Raw genomic sequence first — 26,163 nt, forward strand, 5'->3', positions numbered from 1 at the left:
CAAAAGCTCTTTATTTTTTCTTCTCGTATACGATAATGACGCTTTTATACTTTCTACTCATTATTCTGAAAAAGAGGAAGAGAAGCTATTTCTATATCCAGTGCATCCATAAAAGCAATAATAAAGTCAGCATTTGCGCCAAAATCTCTTGGCAAATAACGCGAAACAGCGCGCATATCAACAAAAGTCGTATCTCCTTCATCCGTTAGACGAATGACAATATCAGAGATAAAGCCAAGATAAAAAGTTTTTGCTATTGTTTCAATATAAACCCCACCATCTTCTCCTTGAACTTCCCGTTGAGCCATCACAGGCCAACCATAGGCTGTTAAAACATTGCAAACTGATTTCAGAATACGATCAGGAGAGCCATCGTAACGACGCCCTGACATTTCTGGCCATTCTGAAACTTGTAATGCCGTTTGTTCAACCAAAATCCTCTTAATCGGCAAAGCATCACCGGGACGTATCGTACGAAAAAAAACTGGTGGATTCTGTGTGTCGGTCGAAACATCATAGATAGCTGGAGAAGAAAACCAAAACCCAATAAATAGCCCCAATGGAGTAGCAGTAATCAACGAATAAATGATTCCTTTTAGAGCTTTCATCCCACCCCGAGCGCCATATACCCATAAATTGTAAAGCGCTTTTGCAGCAAAAAAGAGAGAAATAAAAACACAACAGGCTGAGATTGCCATTAAAACAATAAAGTCACTGATGCGGATTAGTGCAAAACGCTGTAAAAACATTGAAAATAATAAAATCAGAAATGCTACCGCACCAAAACGAGGAGACCATATCGCTGTCCTAGAGGTGAACCGAATATATTTTTTTTTCATTAAGCTCTCTTTTCCTCAACAACAGAACATAAGAAAAATTCTCTTCAAATTTCATATCTAATTAATGATCTCTTCCGACCACATAACAAAAGTAAAGTTCTTATTGTTGAGGTCAAGAATAGCCTTCATAATATCGACCTCAAATAACCATTTCGGTACATCGATATAAAAAATTATTACATCTCTTAAGTCTTATTACCCTCATTTATCAGCACATTTGAAAAACACAAAAATATTATGCTATCCTCTCTCACGCGTACATTGAATAGTATGCCCCAAAAATCTTCAGTTCCACCTTTAGCAAGATATATTACGAAAAAATAAACAGCACTCTCCGCATTCCGAAGACGCTACACTAAAACACATAAAATAAAATAGCTTCAAACTGCTATGACTTTTTGGTAATTGCCGATTGTGCCGCAGCTAAACGTGCAATTGGTACACGAAAAGGTGAACATGAAACATAATCTAGATTATTTTCTTCACACAAAGCGATAGAAGCAGGATCACCTCCATGTTCACCACAAATACCCAATTTAATTTTTGCACGCTGAGAACGCCCACGCTGCGCAGAAATAGCAATAAGTTCACCTACTCCATCACGATCAATTGACACAAAGGGATCTTGTTCCAGAAGTCCTTTTTGAAGATACATTGCTAAGAAAGGCGCGGCATCATCACGTGAAATACCAAAGGCAGTTTGCGTCAAATCGTTTGTTCCAAACGAAAAAAACTCTGCTGTTTCGGCAATTTCATCCGACCGAAGAGCCGCTCTTGGAAGCTCAATCATCGTTCCAACGATATATTGAATATGAATTCCCTTTTCCTTCATCACAGCATGAGCCACGCGATCAATATACGTTTTGACAAAATCCAATTCCGATTTAAGAGCAACAAGTGGCACCATAATTTCAAGCATGACAGGCGGCGATCCAGACTTTTGAGCTGCTGCTGCTGCTGCTTCAAAAATTGCCCGCGCCTGCATTTCTGCGATTTCAGGATAAGTAATAGCCAAACGACAACCCCGTAATCCAAGCATAGGGTTAAATTCATGCAACTGTTGAGCACGCTCAGTAAGTATTTCCTTAGAAACCCCCATCGACATTGCAACATCAAGAATTTCTGCTTCTGTTTTTGGCAAAAACTCATGTAAGGGTGGATCCAAGAAACGAATAGTAACAGGAAGACCAGCCATAATTTCAAACAATTCGGTAAAGTCTGACCGCTGCATTGGCAAAAGTTTATTCAACGCTTTACGACGCCCATCTTCATCATTGCTTAAAATCATTTCACGCATAGCAATAATGCGGTCACCAGCAAAAAACATATGCTCCGTACGGCAAAGGCCAATGCCTTCAGCCCCAAAAGAGCGCCCCATACGTGCATCAGACGGCGTTTCAGCATTGGTGCGAACTTTCATACGCCGCACTCCATCAGCCCACTCCATCAATTGAGCAAAATCTCCACTCAGCTCAGGTTGCAACATTGCAACCTTTCCCTTAAAAACTTCTCCACTGCCACCATCAATCGTAATAACATCGCCTCTTTGAAAACTCTGACCTGAAACAACCATTGTGTTTGTACCATAATCAATTCGCACACTACCCGCGCCAGCAATACAAGGTTTTCCCATACCACGCGCAACAACAGCCGCATGACTTGTCATACCACCACGTGTCGTTAAAATTCCCTCCGCAGCATGCATACCATGAATATCTTCTGGACTTGTTTCTACGCGCACTAAAATAACTTTGCGGCCTTCCATTGATGCGGCTTCCGCTTCTTCCGAAGTAAAAACAATTTCACCCGTCGCAGCTCCCGGAGAAGCAGGTAAACCACGCGCTATAACAAAACGCGTTGCGTTAGGATCAAGCGTTGGATGTAAAAGCTGATCCAGCGATTTGGGTTCAATTCGCATCACGGCCTCTTCACGACTTATCAGCCCCTCCCCAACCATTTCAACCGCCATCTTGAGAGCCGCTTGTGCTGTTCTCTTGCCCGAACGAGTCTGCAACATCCACAATTTGCCTTTCTCAATTGTAAATTCAAGATCTTGCATATCCCGATAATGCTGTTCAAGCTTATGTGCAATCTGACATAATTGCAAAAAAGCTTTAGGCATAATTTTTTCTAACGATGGCTTATTTGAACCAGCAACAAGACGCGCAGTTTCCGTGATATTTTGAGGTGTGCGAATGCCTGCCACAACATCTTCACCCTGTGCATTAACTAAAAACTCACCGTATAATTCTTTTTCCCCTGTCGATGGATTACGTGTAAAAGCAACACCCGTTGCTGAATCTTCACCCATATTGCCAAATACCATAGCCTGAACATTAACCGCTGTTCCCCAACTTTCAGGAATATTATGTAAACGACGATAAGTAATTGCACGCGCAGTCATCCAACTTGAAAAAACGGCTCCAATTGCACCCCATAATTGTTTTTCAGGATCTTGCGGAAAAGGCTCTCCTAACTTTTCTTCGACATATGCCTTATAAGAAACAATAACATCTTTCCAATCGGATGCTGTCATTTCCGTATCAACATCGTAACCCTTTCTCGCTTTTTCTTCATCCAGAATCTCTTCAAAATACGAATGATCTAATCCTAAAACAACGTTAGAATACATTTGAATAAAACGACGATAACTATCATAAGCAAAGCGTTCATTATTCGCTTGTATAGCAATGGCTTCGACAGTTTCATCATTCATACCAAGATTAAGAACTGTATCCATCATACCTGGCATAGAGACACGAGCACCCGAACGAATGGAAAGCAAAAGTGGCGTTTTTTTATGACCAAATTCACGTCCAGTTTGTTCACCAACGCGTTTGAGTGCCTGATTGACAGCATTCTGTAACTCTTCTGGGTATGTCTTGCTATGTGCATAATAAAAGTTACAAACATCTGTTGTAACCGTAAATCCAGGAGGAACAGGAAAGCCAAGGCGGCTCATCTCTGCCAAATTAGCCCCTTTACCGCCAAGAAGATTGCGCTCTTTCGCACTTCCTTCTGCATCACCATCACCAAAACTATAGACCCATTTTGTCATAAACCGTACCATTCCCCACCTAAAATCATCATTTGATTTCAGCTAATCATCAAAAGCAATCATCGATCAAAAACTGACAAAACCAAAAAACTCATCTCATCAATATAAAAAACAATCTTCTAAAGAAGGCAGATCAAATACCCATAATCATTAATACCCACCCTCTGAAGAGAAAACTTGTTCTAAAGGAAACTATCAATAATTGAAAAAAACTTTTCTTTTGACATCATACCTTCATACTTATTACCATTAATAAAAAAGGTAGGCGTTGCTGTAACACCAAGCTCTTTTCCACGCTGAAAAGATGCATTAACGTCATCTAAAATAGACTGATTTTTGAGACAAGAAGTAAAACTTTCATCCGTAAAGCCTGCCATGAAGCCAATCTTCTTTAATGGCGTTAGAACATCTTGCTGCCAAACCCATTCATGCTGTTTTTGAAACAAAACCTCTATCAAGGGGAAATAACGATCTTCTGGTGCACATCGCGCTAACATAAAGCCTGCTGTTGCACGTGGGTCATAAGCAAAATCTCGAAAAATAAGCCTTACTTTTCCCGATTTGATATATTTTTTGCGAAGTTGGGGAAGTATTTCATTATAGAAAACAGCACAATGCGCACATGTCAGTGAAGCATATTCAATAATGGTCACCGGCGCATTAGCCTCCCCTTCAAATCTGTCCTTAACTTTCCCCGATTGAAGAAGCGTAGCTATGTCAATAGTTGCAGTTGGTTTAATGTCACTCGCTAAGGTGGTAACTGTACTACTCTGCACAGTTATAGCCGAGATAAAAATTATCATAAAAGACAAAAAGGAACGATACTTTATCATAAATAATACTTTTCTGTTGTTATTAAACGAATAGGAATCTAAAACTTTTTCACATAACTAGAAGAAAGATAAAAAATATCCTGTTTTATTTATTATTTTTTTCTGCAAAAATGCAACATCCAAGTTCATAAAGCGATTGGCGTAAGCTTTCACCTTCAATATCCTTAAGCATTTTTTCTACGTGCTTTTTATCTTTTTCATTCGGAATTGGCTTTATCCTCGGCGGATTTGTAAGAACTGATATCCGCTTTTGCTCAATCTTGATGCGGTTGATAGCGATATATCCAAAAAAACCATTAATTCTCTGAATCAATTCATCCGTTTCATGCATCAATTTTAATGCAATAAACCCTTCACACGCCACGACAAGTGTTGCAGGTTGGAAAACTTCATCTTGATTTGCACGATTTCTCCAAATAATTTTGAGTGGTATTGTATGTTCACCAATATCATGCCCCACAATCTGTGACCAGTGTTCTATAAGCGCCATATTAAGCCCTGTCCGTTTGCGAACAACCGGATCAAGCATTCCAGATACCATCTCAGAGAGAGAATAAAAACGCTGCTTTTGAAATTGTCTTCTCATGCTATCTAGATCATCATCAAATCATTGGCCAAATTATAACAGTTTTTTCTTTTATCTAAGAGATATAAAGCTCTAAAACACATAAAAATAAATCAAAAAGCCGACACGCACCCACCAAAATTCCTATAATAAAGCACAAAATAAACCCTATAATACAAATATACACGCTTTTTTCTTTTGCATTTTATATCTTGTTATGATTGAGAACAATGATGCATGAAATTTCTTCACGCCTCCTTTCTTGGTACGATCAAAATCACCGACATTTACCATGGCGTATTACTCCCGAAGAACAAAGAAAAGGAATCCGACCTGATCCTTATAAAGTTTGGCTATCTGAAATCATGCTCCAACAAACAACAGTTGAAGCCGTTAAACCTTATTTTAAAAAATTTTTAAAGCTTTGGCCTGATCTCTTTTCCTTATCACAAGCCTCTCAAGATGATATCATGAAAGCGTGGGCTGGCCTTGGCTATTATTCACGTGCACGCAACCTTAAAAATTGTGCCCATCAACTTGTCAAAGACTATAAAGGTCAATTTCCACAGTCCGTGAAAACATTACGCACGTTACCCGGTATTGGAGACTACACTGCATCAGCCATTGCAGCAATTGCTTTTGGCATCCCTGTAGCCGCTGTAGATGGGAATGTCGAACGTGTTATAACCCGCTTATTTGCTATAGCCTCGGTATTGCCTAAAGCAAAACCCGAAATTAAAGAAAAAACACAAGAAATCATTTCTCTAAAGCGTCCTGGAGATTTTGCCCAAGCCATAATGGATCTAGGAGCCACAATTTGTACACCACGTAAACCATCTTGTTTATTGTGCCCTTTGCAAATTTTGTGTAAAGCAACAAAAATGCAGAAAACAGAAGCTTTTCCAATTAAAGCTGCCTCAAAAAAACGTCCTTTAAAAACTGCATCAGCTTTCGTAGTCATCAACGAAAATCAGCAAATTTACTTAGAAAAACGGCAAAGTAAAAAACTGCTCGGAGAAATGACCCAGATCCCCAACAGCATCGGAAAGGATGATGAAAATGCGCTACAAAGTGCACCTTTTTCTGCAAATTGGCAATTTAAAGGGCAGATCACACATATTTTTACGCATTTTTCCCTAAGACTTAATGTTTATTACACTGACGATATCCGCGAAATGAAGATTGAAAATGGCTGGTGGTGCGACATTCATCACCTAACTAAAGAAGCACTCCCTACCGTTATGAAAAAAGCCATTTCTGTAGCAATTCCCAACTCTTTTGGATTAAAATAATTCTCTGGAAACGTAAAGCGTATAATTCAATTCAAACTGATTCAGCTCCATGTAAAAAAATCGATTGCTTGCTTACAAAACCCCAGTTTTCAACATCTGTGAACGTATTATCATTCTTAAATCATCAATTGATTTTAACTGGCCATTTTCCTCATAATACCAAAATGTCCAACCGTTACAGCTTTGTGAAGCCTGAGCTTTTCGTCCCATCATATGAATAGAACCTGCTTCACCACAACACACAACCGTACCATCAGCTCTTACAATAGCAGATATTTTTTTCTTCCGATCATAAAGAACTTCTCCTGGACGGAGTAGGCCTGCTTCAAGCAAACTGATAAATGCAATACGAGGTTCTGCTTTTTTGCCGTTCAAAACCTCTAATTCCGATTGAGCGAAAGGATTAACAGCAGCTATTCTCTCATGCGCGGCATCAATATAGCGTTGCTCACGTTCAATACCTACAAAATCACGCCCCAAAAGTTTTGCAACAGCACCTGTTGTTCCTGAACCAAAAAATGGATCAAGGATCACATCACCCGGCTTGCTAGATGCCATAATAATACGTGCCAATAATGATTGCGGCTTTTGTGTTGGATGTAGCTTACGCCCTTCTTCATCTTTTAAACGTTCCGCACCTGTACACAAAGGAAACAGCCAATCTGAACGCATTTGTATATCGTCATTCGCAGCCTTTAAAGCATCATAATTAAATGTGTATTTTTTATCCTTTTGATCTCGAACAGCCCAAATAAGAGTCTCATGAGCATTTTGAAAGCGACGCCCACGAAAATTAGGCATAGGATTATTCTTGCGCCAAATGATATCATTAAGCATCCAAAAACCCAAATCTTGTAATGCTGTACCAACTCGGAAAATATTATGGTAAGATCCAATAACCCAAAGCGTTCCATTGGGTTTTAAGACACGACGACAAGCAAGCAACCACGCACGCGTAAAGGCATCATAAGCTGCAAAACTTTCAAACTGATCCCACGCATCATCAACCGCATCAACAAGCGAGTGATCAGGACGATACAAAGCACCTTCCAGCTGCAAATTATAAGGAGGATCCGCAAAAATGACATCAACCGAATGTTTGGGGAGTTTTTCCAGTACCGCGATACAATCACCCTTGAAGATTTTATTGCGCCATTGTATCTGAGAGGAAGTAGAAACGAGATTTTTTTTAAGCTGAACAACTGTCATAAAATACTCAACAAAACAAACAAAATTTTCCTATAATCAAAATGATTTATGGATGTGAATTATTTGTTACATTTACAAAATAGAGTAAATGTATCGTTAAATTCCTTAAAAAAGAATTTTCATTTCTGTTTTCTCTAAGCGAACAAAATAATTTCACACGAATAAATTCTTACTTTTTCTTCAGTGTGTTATTTACGTATCTTTCATATCATCAGGCTAATAAAAATCATTTTGCAAAACATCCCTTTATGAAACGAGATTCTCTCAATATCATTTTATACAAACTCTCAAATCATATATAACGTATAAAGGAATATCTTATGCCTCAAATAGATCTTATTATTTTTGATTGTGATGGAGTGCTCGTAGACTCTGAATATCTCGTAGCAAAAATTGGATCGCAATTACTGAAACAAGCAGGATATGAAATATCGCCCGCAGAATTAAGCGAACGTTATGCAGGACTTATCTTTGTCGATATCCTTAAAAAAATCGAACAGGAAACAGGAAAACCAATTTCTGCTCATCTCATAGATAAAGTCTCAGATCTCTTTCGTGCACAAATGAAAACAGAATTACACGCCATTCATGGCATAAGGAAAGCAATAGAAACTGTTAAATCTCATTACCCCTATTGTATTTGTTCTAATTCAAGAAGTGCAGATATAAAACAGATGCTTATCACCGTTAATCTTTATGATCTTTTTGATAATAAAATATTTTCTGCACTTGAAGTTGGTACTCAAAAACCAAAACCTGCCCCTGATGTTTTTCTTTTTGCAGCAAAAGAATCAAGTGCACAACCAATGAATACTATTGTTATAGAAGATTCTATTCATGGTGTAAAAGCAGCAACATCAGCAGGCATGCGCGTCATTGGTTTTACTGGAGGATCCCATAGTTATCTTGGTCATTCTAATGCTCTTGCAGATGCTGGTGCAGAAACGGTTATTTCCAAACACGCGCATTTACCAGAAGTCTTAAAAGCAATGGCAATATGGCAAGATTTACCTTGAAAAAATACCTGAAGCATAAATTAATCCATATACTTTTTTGACTAAACCACTCCTTGTTGAATGCAAGCATATCGACACAAGCTAAAGTATATTCACAAAATTAGCTACATCTTATAATGCGTCTTTGTTATAATCAATGAAAGCCTTAACCTTCTCTAAGTCCAGATTAGATACAGATATAGCTCATATTGCTGACATCAATATTTCAATAAACAAATGTGTCGTTGTTACGCTCCAATATTCCAATATATTGTATCGAATTAGACTAAAAGTTGCTCATAAAATTGTCGAGAAAATCGGCATTCCTACAGAACATCATATCCATACTTGGAAGTTTTAGTGTCGTTGTTTTTATTATTTATGAAAATAAACAAACACACTTCCATTCATATGGATCATATTTTATCCCCCCAAAAAAAATCAACGCGCAACGATTATCGGAGCTACATCAAATGATACAGGAAATACCGCAATACAAGCCTTCGCTGAAAAAGAAAATTCAAATATTTTTATTTTTTCCCTAAAGGGCGCATATCACCTGTTCAGCAGCAGCAAATGACTGTCAATCACAATGCAAATGTTTATGCCATAGCCATTGAAGGTAATTTTGATGATTACCAAACCCTTGCCAAAGCCATGTTTAGTGATATTTCCGAAATGGCACAAACAATTCATAATGTTTATAAAGAAAGCGGTTATCTTGCTAATCCACACACAGCCGTTACGATTAAAATAGCTCACGAAAAAAACATATTCCAATGATTGTTCTTGCGACCGCTCACCCTGCCAAATTTCCCGATGCAATCTATAATGCTTATAATACTTCATGTACCATACCCACCTTGTCTGAATGATTTATGGAAGGCAAAGAATACTTTACAAGTCCTGCTAATGATGAAAAGATAGTGAAAAACTATATTTCTTCAAAATCACGTGCATCTTATTAAATTAGCTGCATTTATTCAAATTACAGATATCCCAATGCCTTTGTAAATAGGCAGGGGATTTGTTTAAGGGAGTCGTAGACACATGAATGTAGAGATCAGTCGCCTCAGTAATGGTTTGACTATTGCAACGCATACAATGCAACAAATTGACAGTGTAGCGCTTGGAATATGGGTTAAAGTTGGCGCACGCAATGAAACCTCTACACAACATGGTATCGCCCATTTACTGGAACATATGGCTTTCAAAGGAACAGAAAACCGTACAGCTTTTAAAATTGCAACGGATATTGAAGATGTTGGTGGTGAAATCAATGCAGCAACAAGTGTTGAAACAACTGCTTATTTTGTGCGCGTACTCAAAGACGATATCCCACTTGCAATTGATATTCTATCCGACATTTTGATATGCCCAAAGTTTGATGAAAATGAATTAGAGCGAGAAAAACAAGTGGTTGTTCAAGAAATTGGTGCCGCTTGCGATGCTCCCGATGATGTTGTTTTTAATCACTTTACTGAAACAGCTTTTCGCCATCAGTCTCTTGGTCGCTCTATCTTAGGAAAACCAAAAACAATTCAATCATTTACATCTGCTGATCTTCATAGTTTCATGAAACAACAATATAGCGCAGATCGTATGATCGTGGTTGCTGCGGGAGCTGTGAAGCATGAAAGTTTCTTACGAGAAGTTGAAAGCCGTCTTGGCAATTTTCGTTCCCATTCAACAGCGCCACTCACCAACCTTGCTAATTATGTCGGCGGTGACTTTCGTGAATATCGTGATTTAATGGACGCACAAGTTGTACTTGGTTTTGAGGGACGCGCATATCACGCACGTGATTTTTACGCCACTCAAATTCTTGCAATTATTCTTGGAGGGGGCATGTCATCACGCCTATTCCAAGAAGTTAGAGAAAAACGTGGCTTATGCTATTCTATTTATGCTTTCCATTGGGGCTTTTCAGATGCCGGGCTTTTTGGTATTCACGCGGCTATCGGACAAAAAGGACTCAAAGAGCTTTTACCTATTATTCTGAGCGAACTTTCTAAAGCAAGCCAGAATATCCATGAAAGCGAACTCCGACGAGCACAAATACAATATCGTTCTGGTCTCATAATGTCACAGGAAAACCCATCTTCTCAGGCGCACCTCATTGCCCGCCAAATGCTTCTTTATGGTCGACCAATTCCAATATCTGAAACAACTGAACGCTTGGAACTCATTACCACCTCAAGACTAACGGATTTAGCTAGCCGTCTTTTTATCAATTCCAACCCAACATTAGCAGCCGTCGGTCCTGTCGGTTCTCTCATAAATTTTGATCATTTAACATCAGCGCTTTCATCCAAAATACACTGTTCTTTCTAAGTAAGAACCTTTTCCCAACACTTAAATCATGCTCTTTTTACGAAAAAATGCTTCTAAAATAAGATAAGATGATAGCGCACATATTAGAAAAATCATCACAAAAATTCTTTTCACTGAATCAATTTGGAAAATATTAACCCCAAAAGCATACGGAACTACCCAATCAATGATTCATATGATAAAGAATTGATAAGTTAAAGTGGATACGCATAGAGACTTGATTCGTCTTTGTATAAAATTACATAGCTTTTCCACAAGATAACGATAACTATTTTATTATAAAAAAATAAACACTAAAAGATAAATGTATTTTTTCGAAAATCTAATTTAAAAATAAACAGAATAAAATACTAAGAGTGAAACATTGTGAAGAGTTTTCGTAAAATAACCAACATCTTTATTATAATTATTGGTCTTTTCATCCACCTTACGTCAGCACAGGCTATTGAACCAATTAAAATTTCCTCTCAAGATGCTGCTCTTGATCTATCAAAAGCTATTGAAATTCACCATACGAATAACTCTATCTTTCAAACAAGTACAGCGCCAGGGTCTGATGGTATTGTATTGCGCATTGAAGTCCAAGCCAAAAGTGAAAATTTTTCTGGAAACTGGGCCGTTTTTGCCCTTGCAAACCCAACGAATGAACAAATCGACCGCCTCATTGTAGCGCCTCATTATCGCATGGCAAATTCAGGGCTCATTTGGCCAGACCTCGGATCAGCGCGCATTCAATCCATCACTCCAAGTGAAGGTTTTTCTCTTGATCGTCAAACCAGTGCAAACTCAGATATCTTTCGTATTACACTCAACCCCGGTGCTGTTATTACATTTGTTGCAGAACTTAACTCTGCAAATCTACCGCAACTCTATTTATGGAAACCTGAAGCCTACAAGGATACAATCAATTCTTATACACTGTATCATGGTATTCTTCTTGGAATTTCGGGTCTTTTAGCGCTCTTATTAACTATTCTATTCGTTGTTCGTGGGACAAGTCTTTTCCCTGCAACAGCTGCTGTTGCTTGGGCTGTCCTTTTCTATATTGGCATTGACTTTAATTTTTTGAATAAATTCTTTGCGGTTACACTCACAACAGAACCAATTTGGCGTGCTAGTACAGAAGTCGTACTTGCTGCCACGCTCTTCATTTTTCTGTTCACATATCTCTGTCTTAACCGCTGGCATTATCGTTTCAGCTATGGTGCAATTGTATGGTTCATAGCTCTATGCGGTCTAGGAACATTTGCGATTTATGATCCCACAAGAGCAGCTGGAATAGCACGTTTGTCATTTGGCCTTACTGCTATACTTGGTATCATATTGATCGGTTATTTTTCAATTCGTAGATACGATCGCGCAATCATGCTCATTCCAACTTGGTTGTTAATTAGCTCTTGGTCTTTTGGAGCTTATATCTGCATAGTTGGGTATTTAGATAACGATATCATCCAACCCGCTCTCGCAGGAGGATTAGTGCTCATCGTTCTTCTCATCAGCTTTACGATTATGCAACAGACTTTTTCCAATGCTGCTTTCCATGAAGGAATATTTTCCGACCTCGAGCAACAAGTCCTTGCTGCAAAAGGAGCTGGAAATATTATTTGGGACTGGAACATTGAACGTGACCGTATTAATATTCACCCGGATATGGTAGCGTTCTTTGGGACTGAAAACCACAAACTCAACGGAACTATGCAGAACTGGATTTCAGCAATGCATTATGATGACCGTGAACGCTTTCGTGCCGTATTGAATATTATTCTTAAAAACAAAAAAGGACGTATTGATCAAATTTTTCGCCTCTCTTCTGGTGGTGGCCATTATCTCTGGTTTTCTTTACGTGCGCGCCCAGCTATGCAAAAAGATGGAAAAATTACGCGTGTGATTGGAACCATTGTGAATGTTACTAACCACAAAAAAGCTGAAGAACGCTTATTGCATGATGCAATTTATGATAGCTTAACTGGTCTTCCTAACAAGCAAATTTTCTTCGACAGACTACAAAGTTATACCTCTTTAGCTAAAACAAATGCAAAAATTAAACCAACTGTCTTTATGATTGATTTCGACAATTTCCGTCAAATTAATCGTAAATTAGGTATCGCTGTTGGAGATACTGTGCTTCTCGTAATTGCGCGTCGTCTTAGCCGTCTCATTAACTCTCAAGATACTCTTTCACGCCTTTCCGCAGATCGTTTTGCCATCATTTTACTCAGCCAAACTGAGTCGAAAAAAATTGCAGCATTTGCAAATCATCTGCACAAAACAATCTCGGCACCTATTTCACTGTTAGAAAAAAAAATAACCCTTTCAACATCAATTGGACTGGTTACATGGAGTGAAAACAGACCAACCGCTGAAAATATTTTCAAAGATAGTGAATTAGCAATGATCCGCGCAAAACAAATGGGCGGGAACCATATTGCACTTTTCCGCCCCCATTTTCGTACTTTGGATCTAGAACAGAGCAAAATGAAACAGGATATTCATCATGCAATAAAGTGCAATGAAATGAAAATCCTCTATCATCCTATTCTTAATCTATCAGACGGACAAATTATTGGTTTTGAAACAATCGTGGAGTGGCATCATCCACAGCATGGAAATTTAAATGTTTGTGATTTTATTAAGATCGTAGAAAATGAACAACTCGTTATGGATCTAGCACAATTCATGATCGATCGTGCACTTATTGACCTTGCCAATATACAAGAAATATTTTTCCAACAATCTTTCTTTATTTCAATTAATTTACCAAGTGCGGAAATGATTCATGCTGACTTTATAAGTCAATTACGCTCTTCTCTTCTTCGTAATCCGCTCGACAAGGGGCAACTAATGATAGAAATATCTGAATTTGTTTTGCGAAAAAATCCTGAACAATCAGCTCACTTTCTTGAACAAATTAAAACATTAGGCATAAAGCTTGCGTTGGATAATTTTGGAACAGGTTATTCATCACTGACTTATCTTGTCCGTTATCCATTTGACATGATCAAATTAGACCGTTCACTTATCTCTATTGATTCATTTGAGAAAAAAATTGTTCTTAAATCCATTATCAATATGGCTACGAATCTTAATTTACAGATTATTGCAGAAGGTGTTGAAAATGAAAAAGAAGCTGTCTTTTTACGCCAAGAAGGCTGTAAATATGTTCAAAGTACAATTGTCACGAAACCAATCGCCATCAAAGAATTAATCACTCTTGTTCAACATCACTTCTCTTTTTTGAAAAAGGTATAAAAATAGGAAAATATCACACAAAAGTCTTAAAAAATAACAGAACACGTTTACGCGTGTCCTATTTCAGAAACAAGAGAGGTTGGATTAATTCCCATACGAATAAGGCTGTTATCATACTTGCTGCTTATATCGCTTTCAAAAAGAAAACTAGAAGACGTGGGACTGATCAGCCAACCGTTTTCAGAAATTTCTGTTTCAAGCTGTCCCGCTTTCCATCCGGCATAGCCCAATGCTATAAGTGCATGCTGGGGACCTTGTTCGCAGCTGATCGCTTTTAATATATCAATAGTTGCAGTAAAATAAATTTCATCTGTAACAGAAATAGTTGCATCACAAGCATAATCATCCGAATGAATCACGAAACCGCGGGAGGGATCAACGGGGCCACCATAGCGTACCGGAAACTTTTTTATTGGCTCAGAAAGAGATTTTTTTTGGATGCTACTAATCACTCCAAGCTGAAACAAAAGCTCAGGAAAATTCATATCATGCAATTGATTGAGAATGATCCCCATAGCGCCAGCATTAGAATGGGCACAAATATAAATAACAGAACGAATAAAGCGTTTGTCATTCATTCCAGGCATTGCTATAAGTAATCGCCCATTCAAAAATCCATCACGCTGTTGCATTAATTTGATATTCTCCATAGATTGATACGTTCAGTTTCAATTAAGCCAGTATAAAAAGAAAATAAAGCGCAAATAAAAAAATTTCAAATGTTTACAAACTTACAAAAAATTTCACATATCTTTCGTAAAAAGCTTTTCGTAATTTTGAGCTTAATCTCCGTGATTTTAGGATTATTTAGCTTCCCTATTGGTGCTCAAACAGAACAAGAAGCATATCTTTATGCAACACCTTGGTATGAAACAAACGGTAACCGTGTCAGAATAGCCATAAATCAACCTTCTCTTTCTGAAACAAGAAATGGTATTATTGAAGTTGTGCTCAAACCAAAATGGAAAACTTACTGGCGTAATCCAGGAAATTCAGGCATGGCGCCATTTTTCACTTTCGATCAACCAGTTTCTTATGAAATTTTTTATCCCACACCTCAACTCTATGAAATAGAAGATAACTGGTCCTTCAGCTATACAGATAAAGTTGTATTGCCTTTTACAGTTTCTGGTTCTAGTAAAAATCTAAGTGGCTCTTTAACTATTGGAATATGTGATACAATTTGTATCCCCTTTATTGTCGACTTTAATTTTTCACCATCGTCTCAAAAAAATGAACATATCCCTTCATCTTTATTAACACATGCCCAAGCTGCTTTGCCGCGTACAATGCATAATGAATTTAAAATAAGTGCTGAAAAAGATTTTAATACCCTATTCATAAAAATACAAAATAACAGAAAAATCACGCATTTATCTATTTTTCTAGATGGAGGAGACATGCAAATAGGACCAGCAAAACGACTCAACGATCATGAAGAATATACATTCTTTACTGCTCCTATATATTTTGATCCAGACGAACCAAATCAAACAGTTTTTTATACCGTTTCTTCTAAAAGTCACGCTTTAAGTGGAACATTCACAATAAGCACACAATCGCCTTCTACCCCTCTTCCATAAGCAGTTCAAAAGTGATAACCTAAAGATTATATCGAAAAACATTGCTTACGTTGGGAAATATCCGTTTTCACGATATTCAGCAATTGCTTTACGTGCAAGCGCGTCTGCACGCTCATTATCTGGATGGCCAGCATGTCCTTTTATCCAGTGCCACCTGACATTATGGCGAGAACAAGCATCATCAAGACTCTGCCATAAATCCATATTTTTAACAGCTTTTTTTGACGTAGTACGCCAATTATTCTTCTTCCATCCTTCAAGCCACACGGATATTCCGTTGCGCACGTAAATTGAGTCCGTATAAAGATCAACAGAACAAGGTTCTTTCAGTGCATTTAATGCACGAATCGCTGCCGTTAATTCCATTTTATTGTTGGTAGTATACACTTCTCCACCGTAAAGTTCACGTTCATGACCATTCCAACGTAAAATGGCTCCCCACCCTCCAAATCCAGGGTTCCCTGAGCAAGCACCATCTGTATAAATTTCTATAACTTTTTGCTGATCGCACATAAAATTTAAAAACCCAATTCATTCAGCGAATCCACATTGCTGAAAAAAGAAAGCTTGCACCAATATTCTAATGGATCCTTTTTCACAACAAAACTATCAGACGGCGTATAAAACCAATCATAAAAGCGTGTGAAAAAAAAGCGCAAAGCCGCTCCACGTATTAATAAAAGAAAAGCATTTAATTCTACAAACATCAACAGTCTAATCGCTTGAAATTTTCTAATAACCTGCATATTTTTGTTGAGATTATAGGAATAATCATGTTCAAAGCATCAAGCCTTTAAGCAAACTGCTAAATCGTAAGCCCAAAAGTCATCACAAGTAAAGTAGAAATCTATAATACCTGTTGGCAAATGCAATGGCCAATTTTCTTCTAAAAATCCGACTCCATATCAATGTTTGCTCCACATCCCTTAAACAATGTATCTTCTCTTGTTTGACAACGTTGCCACAATGGCTTACAATCCACAATAGAGAGTATTTTTTCGTCTGAGTGCAAAATCTTGCCCAACCAAATGCAATTGCGCTAAACTGGTACCTCCTTCGCAACAATGGTAAACATTCGGCTTACAAACCCATATCCCTTTAAGAAAGGTAATAATAGCAGCAAGACGTCCTGCTAATTCGCCAATAGTCGTCGTTCCATTATTCTGAAAACCGATTGAGACAAAGAAATCCACGCTGGCTTGAATGTTGCATAAAGATCATCTTTCAAAATACGCTTTTCATAAAGCGTTAAAATAAATTTTCCTTCTATTGATTGTATGAAGCAGAAAATTTGAATTTTCGAGCCCCTCTTCTATTCCTCGATAAGATAGAAGACAACCTATCGAATAATGTGTTAACAATACCTTCAACTCGTTTTGATGAACGTTCGTATAAACTATCATTATTCTATTTTCATCTTAAACATTTTCATATCACAATCTTCGTTTGTTATCGCCTCAGTTTGACCATGAACAAATGCCATATCCTGAGAGGTTAAAACTGTATCACGCAATTCACGATTGACAAGAAATTTTTCCGTCTCCACTGCCGTTTCAGCCAATTCTATTGTGACGTCGTAACGCTCACGAAAAGCTGTAATAATTTCATCAACAATGATTTCAGGAGCAGATGCCCCAGCTGAGAGACTAACGACTGACAAAGCGCCCAAACGATCAAAATCGATTTCATCAGCCCGTTGCACTAAGATAGGCTGCCGAGCACCGAACCTTTCCGCAACTTCTACTAAACGTCGTGAATTCGATGAGTTTGGTGCTCCAACAATCAAAAATAAATCACTCCCTCGTGCTGCTGCCTTAACAGCATTTTGTCGATTAGTCGTAGCATAGCAAATTGATTCAGCAGCCGGTGTTTCCAAAAAAGGGAAGCGTTGTTGCAAGACTTCAAGAATCTCCGCAGTATCTTCAACAGAAAGTGTTGTTTGTGTTACAAATCCTAATTTATTCGGATCATCCGGATGATAATGCAAAGCATCTTCTACCGTCTCAATTAATGTAACCGCTCCTTTTTCAAGCTGTCCCATTGTTCCTATAACCTCAGGATGGCCAGCATGACCAATTAAGATAACATGACGACCATGACGTTGATGTCGTATTGCTTGTTTATGAACCTTAGAAACCAATGGACATGTCGCATCGAGATAAAACAAATTATAACGGCGTGCCTCTTCTGGCACAGATTTTGGCACTCCATGGGCAGAAAACACAACAGGCTGATTAAGATGTTCTTCCGGTATCTCACAAAGCTCTTCGATAAAAACAGCCCCGCGTTGCTGCAATCCTTCAACCACATAGCGGTTATGCACAATTTCATGACGAACATATACTGGAGCACCGTATTTTTTCAATGCCAGAATAACAATCTGAATAGCACGATCAACCCCCGCACAAAACCCGCGCGGACTGCAAAGGCGAAGTGTTAAAGGGGGGCGTACCAACATAATTGACCTTTAAAAATCTATCACTTTTACCATATATCCACACACACTCTTATTAGGTCGTATACAAACAGTAAAAAACAAGAAGTATCATCCTTATATAGACAGCGCTGACCGATGACACACTAGATTGCATTCTATTTGATGATTGCATTCTATTTGCGCAGCGCTTTTAAATTGTTTCTCTTCAAATCACATTAAAGGATAAAAAAACACCAAACAAGAGCTTCAATCAAAAGAATTCCAAAAACAGCGGCCAAATAAAATACCGAAAAGAAAAACATTTTCTTCGCCATAGCGATGGTTTGGGCGTGCATATCAGCTTTCCACAAACAATAAGCAAGGTAAACAAAAATAGCACCTAAAATTGTCGAAAAAATACCATAAACAACGCCTGCAAAACCCACAACATAAGGCCCAATAGCGCATATCGCCGTCATAATAGCATAAATTAAGATCTGTTTTTTTGTTGAATGCTCACCTCGAATATTAGGCATCATAGGAATACCGGCTGCCTCATAATCCGTAGTCGAAAACAAAGAAAGAGCCCAAAAATGTGGTGGAGTCCACATAAAAATGATTAAAAATAATAGAAAGCTGTCAATACTCACTGTTCCTGTTGCAGCAGCCCATCCAATCATGGGTGGAAAAGCTCCAGCTGCACCACCAATAACAATATTTTGCGGAGTTATACGCTTTAACCAAATTGTATAAATAACAATATAAAAGAAAATTGTGAAAGCAAGAAAAATTGCTGTAAACCAATTAATGAAAACCCCCATAACCAAAACCGAGACTATAGAGAGAACCAAGCCAAAAACCAACGCTTGCATGCGGCTAATTTTACCAGTAGGAATGGGACGATTTTGAGTACGTTTCATCACTGCATCAATATCAGCATCATACCACATATTAAGCACCCCTGCACCACCGCCACCCACAGCAATACACAAAATAGCCAAAAAACCATGAAATAGATTCATAGAAACAGGCGACACTACCAATCCGACCACAGCCGTAAACACAACGAGCGACATAACTCGTGGTTTCATCAATGTGATATAGTCATAAATACCAACCGCTGGAGGAATCGATTGACCATTCTTAATCGATAATTCTCTTGAAATAGACATTCCGCTAAAAAACCCTTTCCATCTATGTCATCCACAAGCAGACACTATTTGGCATATGCAAATGACAAATTATATCATCGTATGTTTGAGAGCATAAGGATATCTATTTAACCCCTTTATTCGTATCCGAAACACAAAGTAAAGCCTTCATAACAACAACACACTTTTTCAATTGATATTATTATTCCTTTATTAAAATAGTGCACCACAAAAATAACATATCCCCTACCAAACATCGAAATACAGAGCTAAAAATTTTTACTTTCGTGACATAAAGTATTTTCACTTTTTTCTATTCTATGAATATAGAATTAATATGCTTGGGAAGACACTCTTTTTATGTTAGATTGACAATTTAAGAATTTGCTTTTTATAAAAACCTACGCGTAATAGTATCATGATGATTTGGATAAAACCTTCCGTAACGCTTCACCAATTTCTTAAAAGAACCTATTTTACTGGTGTTATTATTTACGTACTTTATAGTATTTTTGCTCATCACACTATTGCACAAACATCTAATGCGCACAATATTCCTGCACCACAAACCTACGGAGCGTGGACAAAAGTCTGCTCCCTACCACCTGGTACACCTAATTTACAGTGTGAAATTGTACAAAATGTGCAAGCACAAAATCGTCGTGATATTACTTTCCGTGTTGCATTTTATAAACTGCCTAAAAATCAAGGGGTTTTGATGCGTGTCTCTGTTCCTATTAGAGTTGAATTGCGCCCCGGTATTGGCATTAAAGTTGACAATAAAGATATAGGAAAAATAGAATATCGTCGTTGTTTGAGTGACACTTGTATTGCGGAAACTCTTCTTACAGAAGATATGCTTAAACCCTTTTTCAAAGGAAAAGAAGCAACCTACTTTATCTTCATAACACCCGAGCAAGGAGTCGGAGCTATTGTTGATCTCAATGATTTTAGTACTGCTTATGCCGCTCTATCAACATAATAAAAAACTATTCGCAGATATTCATCGATCAGCACAAACAACGACCTCTTTTTTTATGATTTCTCAAATAAAGAAAATAAAAAACTTCCTGGTAAAAATGAAAATAGGATCATCACTATGAAATCGCTGATTGACCAATTTGATATTGCTTCATCCAAAGTGCAATCACTTGTACAAGAAGCACTTCACAATGCTGATGATGGTGAGCTTTATCTTGAATATAAAGAAAGTGAAGCACTTTTGTTCGATAATGGTCAGCTCAAAAATGGTTCATTTCAGCAAGATATAGGATTTGGTCTGCGCGTTGTTTCTGAAGAAGCTACGGGATATGCCCATTCTGGTGAATTATCAGCAGCTGCCCTCAAACGCGCCAGTGAAGCAGCTAAAGCTATTGCCTATAATAGTAATCACGCAGGATCCTACAGCGCGGCCCCTCAACAAACAAACAAAAGACTCTATCAGCCCAACAACCCTCTTGATGCTCCTTCATTTGAAGAGAAAAGCATAGTTTTGCAAAAAATTGATGCATATTTGCGTGAAAAAAATGATAAATTGCATCAAGTCACCGTTGCTCTTTCTGGCTCATTGCAACATGTTGAGATTTTACGCGCTGATGGATATTTTGTTCGCGACATTCGCCCCCTTGTACGGCTTTCTATATCTGTCGTTGTAGCTGATGGTAATCGACGTGAAAATGGCTTTTATGGATGTGGTGGAAGACAAGCGTTTAGCCATTTTATTAATGAAGAAAATTGGAAAATGGCCGCTGATGAAGCTCTACGTATGGCCTTAATAAACTTAGAGGCTGAAGCAGCACCAGCAGGAACATTTGATGTTGTTTTGGCCAATGGATGGCCCGGTGTCATGCTTCATGAAGCTGTCGGACATGGTTTGGAAGGTGATTTCAACCGCAAAAAGACATCTGCTTTTGCTGGACTTTTGGGTCAGCAGGTTGCAGCCAAAGGTGTTACTGTCATTGATGATGGTACAATCCCTCAATGCCGTGGCTCACTCACTATAGATGATGAAGGAACACCATCAGGTCGTAATGTTCTGATTGAGGATGGAAAACTCGTTGGTTTCATGCAAGATAGATTGAATGCTCGACTCATGGGCGTTCATCCCACAGGGAATGGACGCCGTGAATCTTATGCACACACACCAATACCACGGATGACCAATACGATGATGCTAGGGGGTGACAAAACTCCCGAAGAAATTCTATCTTCACTAAAAAATGGTATCTATGCTGTTTCATTTGGAGGAGGACAGGTAGATATTACTTCTGGCAAATTTGTATTCGAATGTACCGAAGCTTATCGGATTGAAAATGGAAAAATCATAGCACCAATCAAAGGAGCAACCCTGATCGGTAACGGACCAGATGCTATGAAACGGATCACAATGATTGGCAATGATAGCAAACTGGATAATGGTATAGGCATGTGTGGAAAAGCTGGGCAAAATGTCCCTGTTGGTGTAGGACAACCACATCTACGAATTAATAACATGACACTTGGTGGAACAGCACTTTCGTAACATGAAGCGAATAGATTTTATTTAAAGATTTCTAAGCTTAATTATAAAGTAGCTTTTCAGCTTATGTTAAAGCTTCCAGCCTGCTTTTGCTCTGCGTTTACTCAAAAGCACAACGATTTCAACGTGAGGCGACCATAAAAATTGATCAATCGGAATTACTTTATCTATTGTATAACCACCTGAAACAAGAAGTGCTAAATCACGAGCAAGTGTAACAGGATTGCACGAAATAGCCACTATACGCGGTATTGTTGTCTTTGCCAATTCACGCACCTGCGCTTCTGCACCAGCGCGTGGCGGATCAAATACAATACTATCAAAACATTCAAGTTCCTTTGCGGAAAGAGGACGACGGAATAAATCGCGTTTTTCACAAGTCACAGTTTTTAAGCCAAGAGCAAAGCGCGCTGCCGAATCTAAATTGACTAATGCTGTCTCATCATTCTCTACGGCATGAACGTTCATCTTTTTAGCCATACGCAAAGTAAAAGTTCCTAAGCCTGAAAATAAATCGGCAGCATTTTTTGCTTTTTGCAAATGAGACAAAATAATATTTCCCATGATATTTTCTGCTTCACAAGTGGCTTGAAGAAAACCACCAGAGGGAAATTGAACGCACACATCTCCAAAGTAAATTAACGGCTTTTCTTGCTCAATCAAAACTTCACCTTCGACAGACAAACGCGTAATTCCACGCGAAAGAGCTGTATGTATCATTTTTTGACGAACAAGCTCATTTGGTACAACACAACCGCTTAAAGCAACATCAATGCCATTTGCGACAAATGTTACCGTCACATGAAACCGTTTGGCATGATTGCCTAAAAGAACACAGATCAATCGGATATCATGAAGTTTAGATATAATCTCTGGACGCACAACTGGACATTCCTCAATCGCCACAATATCATGAGACAAATAACGATTAAAACCGACAACGATATCACCTTGTTTTGTCATAAACGCCGTCAGGGTAATTCGCCGACGGCTATAGTGTGCACATTCAATCAACGGAGAAACGGCAACATCAATCCCGTGTTTCTTGAGCATATCAACAACCAATTGTCGCTTCCAAGAGCGATAAGCTTCAGCATGCCAATGCTGAAGCATACACCCTCCACATTCCTCAAAATGCCGACAAAGAGCATCTATGCGCTCTGATGACTTCTTTTGTAATACGATGCGTGTTCCATATTGCCCATGAATGGCAACTTTAACAACCTCTCCTGGTAAAGTAAAAGGAACATAAACCGAACCATGCGGTGTTTTACTAATACCATAACCGCTTATTCCAATACGGTCGATTGTAACATCGCTACTCACTCTTGTTTTTCCCCAAATAACAAATATTCTAAATTACCATCACCACCTGCAATGGATGAAGGAAGTAAACCCTTTGCAATCCACCCCTTTTGCGTGTTCAGCCAATCAAAAAGTGCTTCAGCAGTTTTTTGTGCCATTGATGGATCTTTCAATAATCCACCCTTCCCAATTCCTTCTCGACCGACCTCAAATTGGGGTTTGATCAACAAAACCGCTTGAGCCTTCTTCTTGGTTAAAGACAAAGCAGGGGGCAATGCAAGCTTAAGAGAAATAAAACTAACATCCGATACAATGAGATCAATTTCACGGCCTCCCAAATGTTTCTGCGTCAAATCTCTAACATTTAAGCCTTCTAATACTGTTATCGCACTGCTACCAAATAAACGAGTATCAAGTTGATTGTGACCAACATCAATAGCTATAACATGAGATGCTCCACGCTCTAAAAGAACCTGCGTAAAACCACCTGTTGATGCTCCAATATCAAGCGCAGTAACTTTATTTGTTCTGACCGGAAACGCATCAAGTGCTCCAAGTAATTTTAGGGCTGCACGCGAAACATAATTCTGTGCAGGATCGCACACAACAATTTCTGCATCCTCAGAAATCATTTGCCCAGCTTTAACAGCTATTGTTCCATCAACCTTAACCGTTTGACGCACAACTGCATCACGCGCCCGCGAACGCGTCGTAAAAAAGTTTTTTTCAACTAAAAGAACGTCCAGCCTTTTCGTACCTACCATATCATACTCGAACTCGCTGTATTGTCCGAATGTCGCGTCCTAAAACAGTAAAAACAGTATTAACGATACCAGTTGCATCAAGTCCAATACGCGAAAGAACTTTGTCCGGTGAACCATGGCTTAAATATTCATCCGGAAATGTTAATGTACGAACCTTCAAACCATGATCTAATAGCCCCTCTTGCGCCAAAAATTGTAGCAAGTGTGCTCCAAATCCCCCCATTGCTCCCTCTTCAACTGTCACCAACACTTCATGCTCACGTGCTAAACGACTCATCAAATCCTTATCCAAAGGCTTCGCAAATCGTGCATCTGCAACAGTTGTAGACAACCCTTCTGCTGCCAACTCATCGGCTGCTTTCAGAACTTCAGATAAGCGGGTTCCAAAACAAACCAGAGCTATCCTATTCCCCTCACACAAAACGCGTCCTTTACCAATCTCAAGGATCTTACCCCGCTGTGGCAGATCAATACCGACACCTTCACCACGCGGATAACGAAAGGAAATAGGCCCTTGATCGTATGCTGCCGCTGTACGCACCATATGCATAAGTTCAACTTCATCAGAAGGAGCCATCACAACAAACTCAGGAAGAGCTGTCAAAAAAGAAACATCAAAACTCCCAGCATGCGTTGCTCCATCTGCACCAACAAACCCTGCTCGGTCAATTGCAAAACGCACCGGCAATTTTTGAATAGATACATCATGAACAATTTGATCATAAGCACGTTGTAAAAAGGTAGAATAAATTGCAACAAAGGGTTTATACCCTTCACAAGCAAGACCCGCAGCAAAAGTTACAGCATGCTGTTCAGCAATACCAACATCAAACATCCTCTGGGGAAAATTCTCAGCAAAAGAATCAAGACCTGTTCCTGCTGGCATTGCTGCTGTTATGCCCACAATTTTATTATCGTGAAAAGCCTCTTCTATTAAAGCTTTAGAAAATACTTTGGTATAAGAAAGAGCACCGCTCTGTGCTTTAACTTGTTGGCCTGTCATAACATCAAAACGATTAACACCATGATATTTATCAGATGATGCTTCGGCAGGTGCATATCCTTTCCCCTTATGCGTAACCACATGTACCAAAACAGGGCCATTTTGATATTCACGTACATTTCTCAGAATTGGTAATAAGTGCTCTAGATTATGGCCATCTATCGGCCCAACATAGTAAAATCCAAGCTCATCAAATAAGGTTCCCCCAACCAAAAAACCACGCGCAAATTCTTCTGAACAACACGCTTTATCTGAAAGGAATTTTGGCAACTTCTCACTTAACACTTTTACGCGCTCACGCAAACTGCGATAAGAAGGATGGGAAACCAACCGCGCCAGATGCGCACTCATAGCACCAGTAGGAGGAGCAATGGACATATCGTTATCATTAAGGATAACAATCAAACGCGCATCCAAAGCACCAGCATTGTTCATCGCTTCATAGGCCATACCAGCAGACATAGCACCATCACCAATTACAGAAATGACGTTCCGTCTTTCTTCCACGCCCAAAGCGCTGGCCACCGCCATACCAAGACCCGCGGAAATAGAGGTAGAAGAGTGACCTGCGCCAAACGGATCATATACGCTTTCTGAACGTTTCGTAAAACCGGATAACCCACCCTCCTTGCGCAAGGTGCGAATTCTGTTTCTACGACCAGTCAAAATTTTATGAGGATAGGTCTGATGACCAACATCCCAAATAATCCTATCATTAGGTGTATTAAAAACATAATGCAATGCAATCGTGAGTTCAACAACACCAAGCCCTGCGCCAAGATGACCACCTGTTACAGAAACGGCATCAATTGTTTCGGCGCGCAACTCATCAGCCAACTGCACTAAAGCAGATTGAGGCAATGCCCGCAAATCTTGTGGCAAATGAATACGATCAAGCAGTGGCGTTAATGGCCGAGACAAATAAAACTCCTTATATTCAAATAAAACTCCTTATATTATTAATATAGTTAGATGACAAACACACTTCACTTTATTCATAGTGTGGAGCATGTCCTATTGAAATACTTTACCTATCTGAGATTATCTAC

At 38.8% G+C, this 26,163-nt stretch carries 19 protein-coding genes and 2 pseudogenes; 8 read left to right on the forward strand and 13 right to left on the reverse strand.

Annotation, left to right across the window (positions count from 1 at the left end; genetic code table 11):
- Positions 1-53 precede the first annotated feature (53 nt).
- The 4 genes from NPX98_RS03055 to NPX98_RS03070 all read right to left on the reverse strand — a co-directional run bounded on the left by NPX98_RS03055 (position 54) and on the right by NPX98_RS03070 (position 5,316).
- On the reverse strand, positions 54-839 hold the full coding sequence (locus NPX98_RS03055) for a DUF1499 domain-containing protein (protein WP_269022583.1): 786 nt from the start codon (positions 837-839) through the stop codon (positions 54-56).
- 388 nt (positions 840-1,227) lie between these two features.
- On the reverse strand, positions 1,228-3,897 hold the full coding sequence (ppdK, locus tag NPX98_RS03060) for a pyruvate, phosphate dikinase (RefSeq protein WP_269022710.1): 2,670 nt from the start codon (positions 3,895-3,897) through the stop codon (positions 1,228-1,230).
- 182 nt (positions 3,898-4,079) lie between these two features.
- Positions 4,080-4,730, reverse strand: a complete 651-nt coding sequence (locus tag NPX98_RS03065) for a DsbA family protein (protein WP_269022584.1) — start codon at positions 4,728-4,730, stop codon at positions 4,080-4,082.
- Between the two features lie 85 nt (positions 4,731-4,815).
- Positions 4,816-5,316 carry a DUF721 domain-containing protein gene (locus NPX98_RS03070; RefSeq protein ID WP_269022585.1) on the reverse strand — a complete coding sequence of 167 codons (501 nt, stop codon included), beginning with the start codon at positions 5,314-5,316 and terminating at the stop codon, positions 4,816-4,818.
- Between the two features lie 212 nt (positions 5,317-5,528).
- On the opposite strand from NPX98_RS03070, the gene mutY reads away from it, so the two are divergent.
- Positions 5,529-6,587 (forward strand): A/G-specific adenine glycosylase, encoded by a 1,059-nt coding sequence (gene mutY, locus NPX98_RS03075; protein WP_269022712.1) that lies wholly within the window; start codon positions 5,529-5,531, stop codon positions 6,585-6,587.
- Positions 6,588-6,659: 72 nt separating this feature from the next.
- Here mutY and NPX98_RS03080 read toward each other — a convergent pair whose 3' ends face one another.
- On the reverse strand, positions 6,660-7,796 hold the full coding sequence (locus NPX98_RS03080) for a site-specific DNA-methyltransferase (RefSeq protein WP_269022587.1): 1,137 nt from the start codon (positions 7,794-7,796) through the stop codon (positions 6,660-6,662).
- Positions 7,797-8,116: 320 nt separating this feature from the next.
- Between NPX98_RS03080 and NPX98_RS03085 the strand changes: the two genes are divergently transcribed.
- The 4 genes and pseudogenes from NPX98_RS03085 (at position 8,117) to NPX98_RS03100 (ending at position 14,374) form a co-directional block, all read left to right on the forward strand.
- Positions 8,117-8,812, forward strand: coding sequence for an HAD family hydrolase (locus NPX98_RS03085; protein ID WP_269022588.1), 696 nt, complete (start codon positions 8,117-8,119; stop codon positions 8,810-8,812).
- Between the two features lie 412 nt (positions 8,813-9,224).
- Positions 9,225-9,759: pseudogene (locus NPX98_RS03090) on the forward strand (hypothetical protein); the annotation flags it as partial.
- Between the two features lie 82 nt (positions 9,760-9,841).
- The gene (locus tag NPX98_RS03095; RefSeq protein WP_269022590.1) at positions 9,842-11,125 is read left to right on the forward strand and encodes a M16 family metallopeptidase; all 1,284 of its coding nucleotides are present in this window, start codon (positions 9,842-9,844) and stop codon (positions 11,123-11,125) included.
- A 366-nt stretch (positions 11,126-11,491) separates the two neighbouring features.
- The gene (locus NPX98_RS03100; RefSeq protein ID WP_269022591.1) at positions 11,492-14,374 is read left to right on the forward strand and encodes an EAL domain-containing protein; all 2,883 of its coding nucleotides are present in this window, start codon (positions 11,492-11,494) and stop codon (positions 14,372-14,374) included.
- A 47-nt stretch (positions 14,375-14,421) separates the two neighbouring features.
- Here the strand turns inward: NPX98_RS03100 and NPX98_RS03105 are convergent, their stop codons facing one another.
- Entirely contained in the window at positions 14,422-15,006 is a 585-nt protein-coding gene (locus NPX98_RS03105) for a YqgE/AlgH family protein (protein WP_269022592.1), read from the reverse strand.
- Between the two features lie 72 nt (positions 15,007-15,078).
- On the opposite strand from NPX98_RS03105, the gene NPX98_RS03110 reads away from it, so the two are divergent.
- On the forward strand, positions 15,079-15,957 hold the full coding sequence (locus NPX98_RS03110) for a protein-disulfide reductase DsbD domain-containing protein (protein WP_269022713.1): 879 nt from the start codon (positions 15,079-15,081) through the stop codon (positions 15,955-15,957).
- A 45-nt stretch (positions 15,958-16,002) separates the two neighbouring features.
- Here NPX98_RS03110 and rnhA read toward each other — a convergent pair whose 3' ends face one another.
- The 4 genes and pseudogenes from rnhA to cyoE form a co-directional block, all read right to left on the reverse strand.
- Positions 16,003-16,470, reverse strand: a complete 468-nt coding sequence (gene rnhA / locus NPX98_RS03115; RefSeq protein ID WP_269022593.1) for a ribonuclease HI — start codon at positions 16,468-16,470, stop codon at positions 16,003-16,005.
- A 5-nt stretch (positions 16,471-16,475) separates the two neighbouring features.
- A pseudogene (locus tag NPX98_RS03120) lies at positions 16,476-17,360 on the reverse strand (homoserine kinase).
- Positions 17,360-18,415, reverse strand: a complete 1,056-nt coding sequence (gene ispH, locus NPX98_RS03125) for a 4-hydroxy-3-methylbut-2-enyl diphosphate reductase (protein WP_269022594.1) — start codon at positions 18,413-18,415, stop codon at positions 17,360-17,362. The pseudogene NPX98_RS03120 and the gene ispH overlap by 1 nt, the downstream one beginning before the upstream one ends.
- A gap of 194 nt (positions 18,416-18,609) precedes the next feature.
- The gene (gene cyoE, locus NPX98_RS03130) at positions 18,610-19,545 is read right to left on the reverse strand and encodes a heme o synthase (protein WP_269022596.1); all 936 of its coding nucleotides are present in this window, start codon (positions 19,543-19,545) and stop codon (positions 18,610-18,612) included.
- 397 nt (positions 19,546-19,942) lie between these two features.
- Between cyoE and NPX98_RS03135 the strand changes: the two genes are divergently transcribed.
- On the forward strand, positions 19,943-20,506 hold the full coding sequence (locus tag NPX98_RS03135) for an invasion associated locus B family protein (RefSeq protein WP_269022597.1): 564 nt from the start codon (positions 19,943-19,945) through the stop codon (positions 20,504-20,506).
- A gap of 117 nt (positions 20,507-20,623) precedes the next feature.
- Positions 20,624-22,045 (forward strand): metalloprotease TldD, encoded by a 1,422-nt coding sequence (gene tldD / locus NPX98_RS03140; RefSeq protein ID WP_269022598.1) that lies wholly within the window; start codon positions 20,624-20,626, stop codon positions 22,043-22,045.
- A 66-nt stretch (positions 22,046-22,111) separates the two neighbouring features.
- Here the strand turns inward: tldD and NPX98_RS03145 are convergent, their stop codons facing one another.
- From NPX98_RS03145 to dxs, 3 genes are read right to left on the reverse strand one after another with little or no spacing between them, the layout of a single operon-like run.
- Positions 22,112-23,368 carry a class I SAM-dependent RNA methyltransferase gene (locus tag NPX98_RS03145; RefSeq protein WP_269022599.1) on the reverse strand — a complete coding sequence of 419 codons (1,257 nt, stop codon included), beginning with the start codon at positions 23,366-23,368 and terminating at the stop codon, positions 22,112-22,114.
- Entirely contained in the window at positions 23,365-24,111 is a 747-nt protein-coding gene (locus tag NPX98_RS03150) for a TlyA family RNA methyltransferase (protein WP_269022600.1), read from the reverse strand. Before NPX98_RS03150 ends, NPX98_RS03145 begins: the two co-directional genes overlap by 4 nt.
- A 1-nt stretch (position 24,112) precedes the next feature.
- Positions 24,113-26,035, reverse strand: a complete 1,923-nt coding sequence (gene dxs / locus NPX98_RS03155) for a 1-deoxy-D-xylulose-5-phosphate synthase (protein ID WP_269022602.1) — start codon at positions 26,033-26,035, stop codon at positions 24,113-24,115.
- Positions 26,036-26,163: the final 128 nt, after the last annotated feature.

It is taken from the genome of Bartonella sp. A05, assembly GCF_026930145.1.
Lineage (GTDB): Bacteria > Pseudomonadota > Alphaproteobacteria > Rhizobiales > Rhizobiaceae > Bartonella.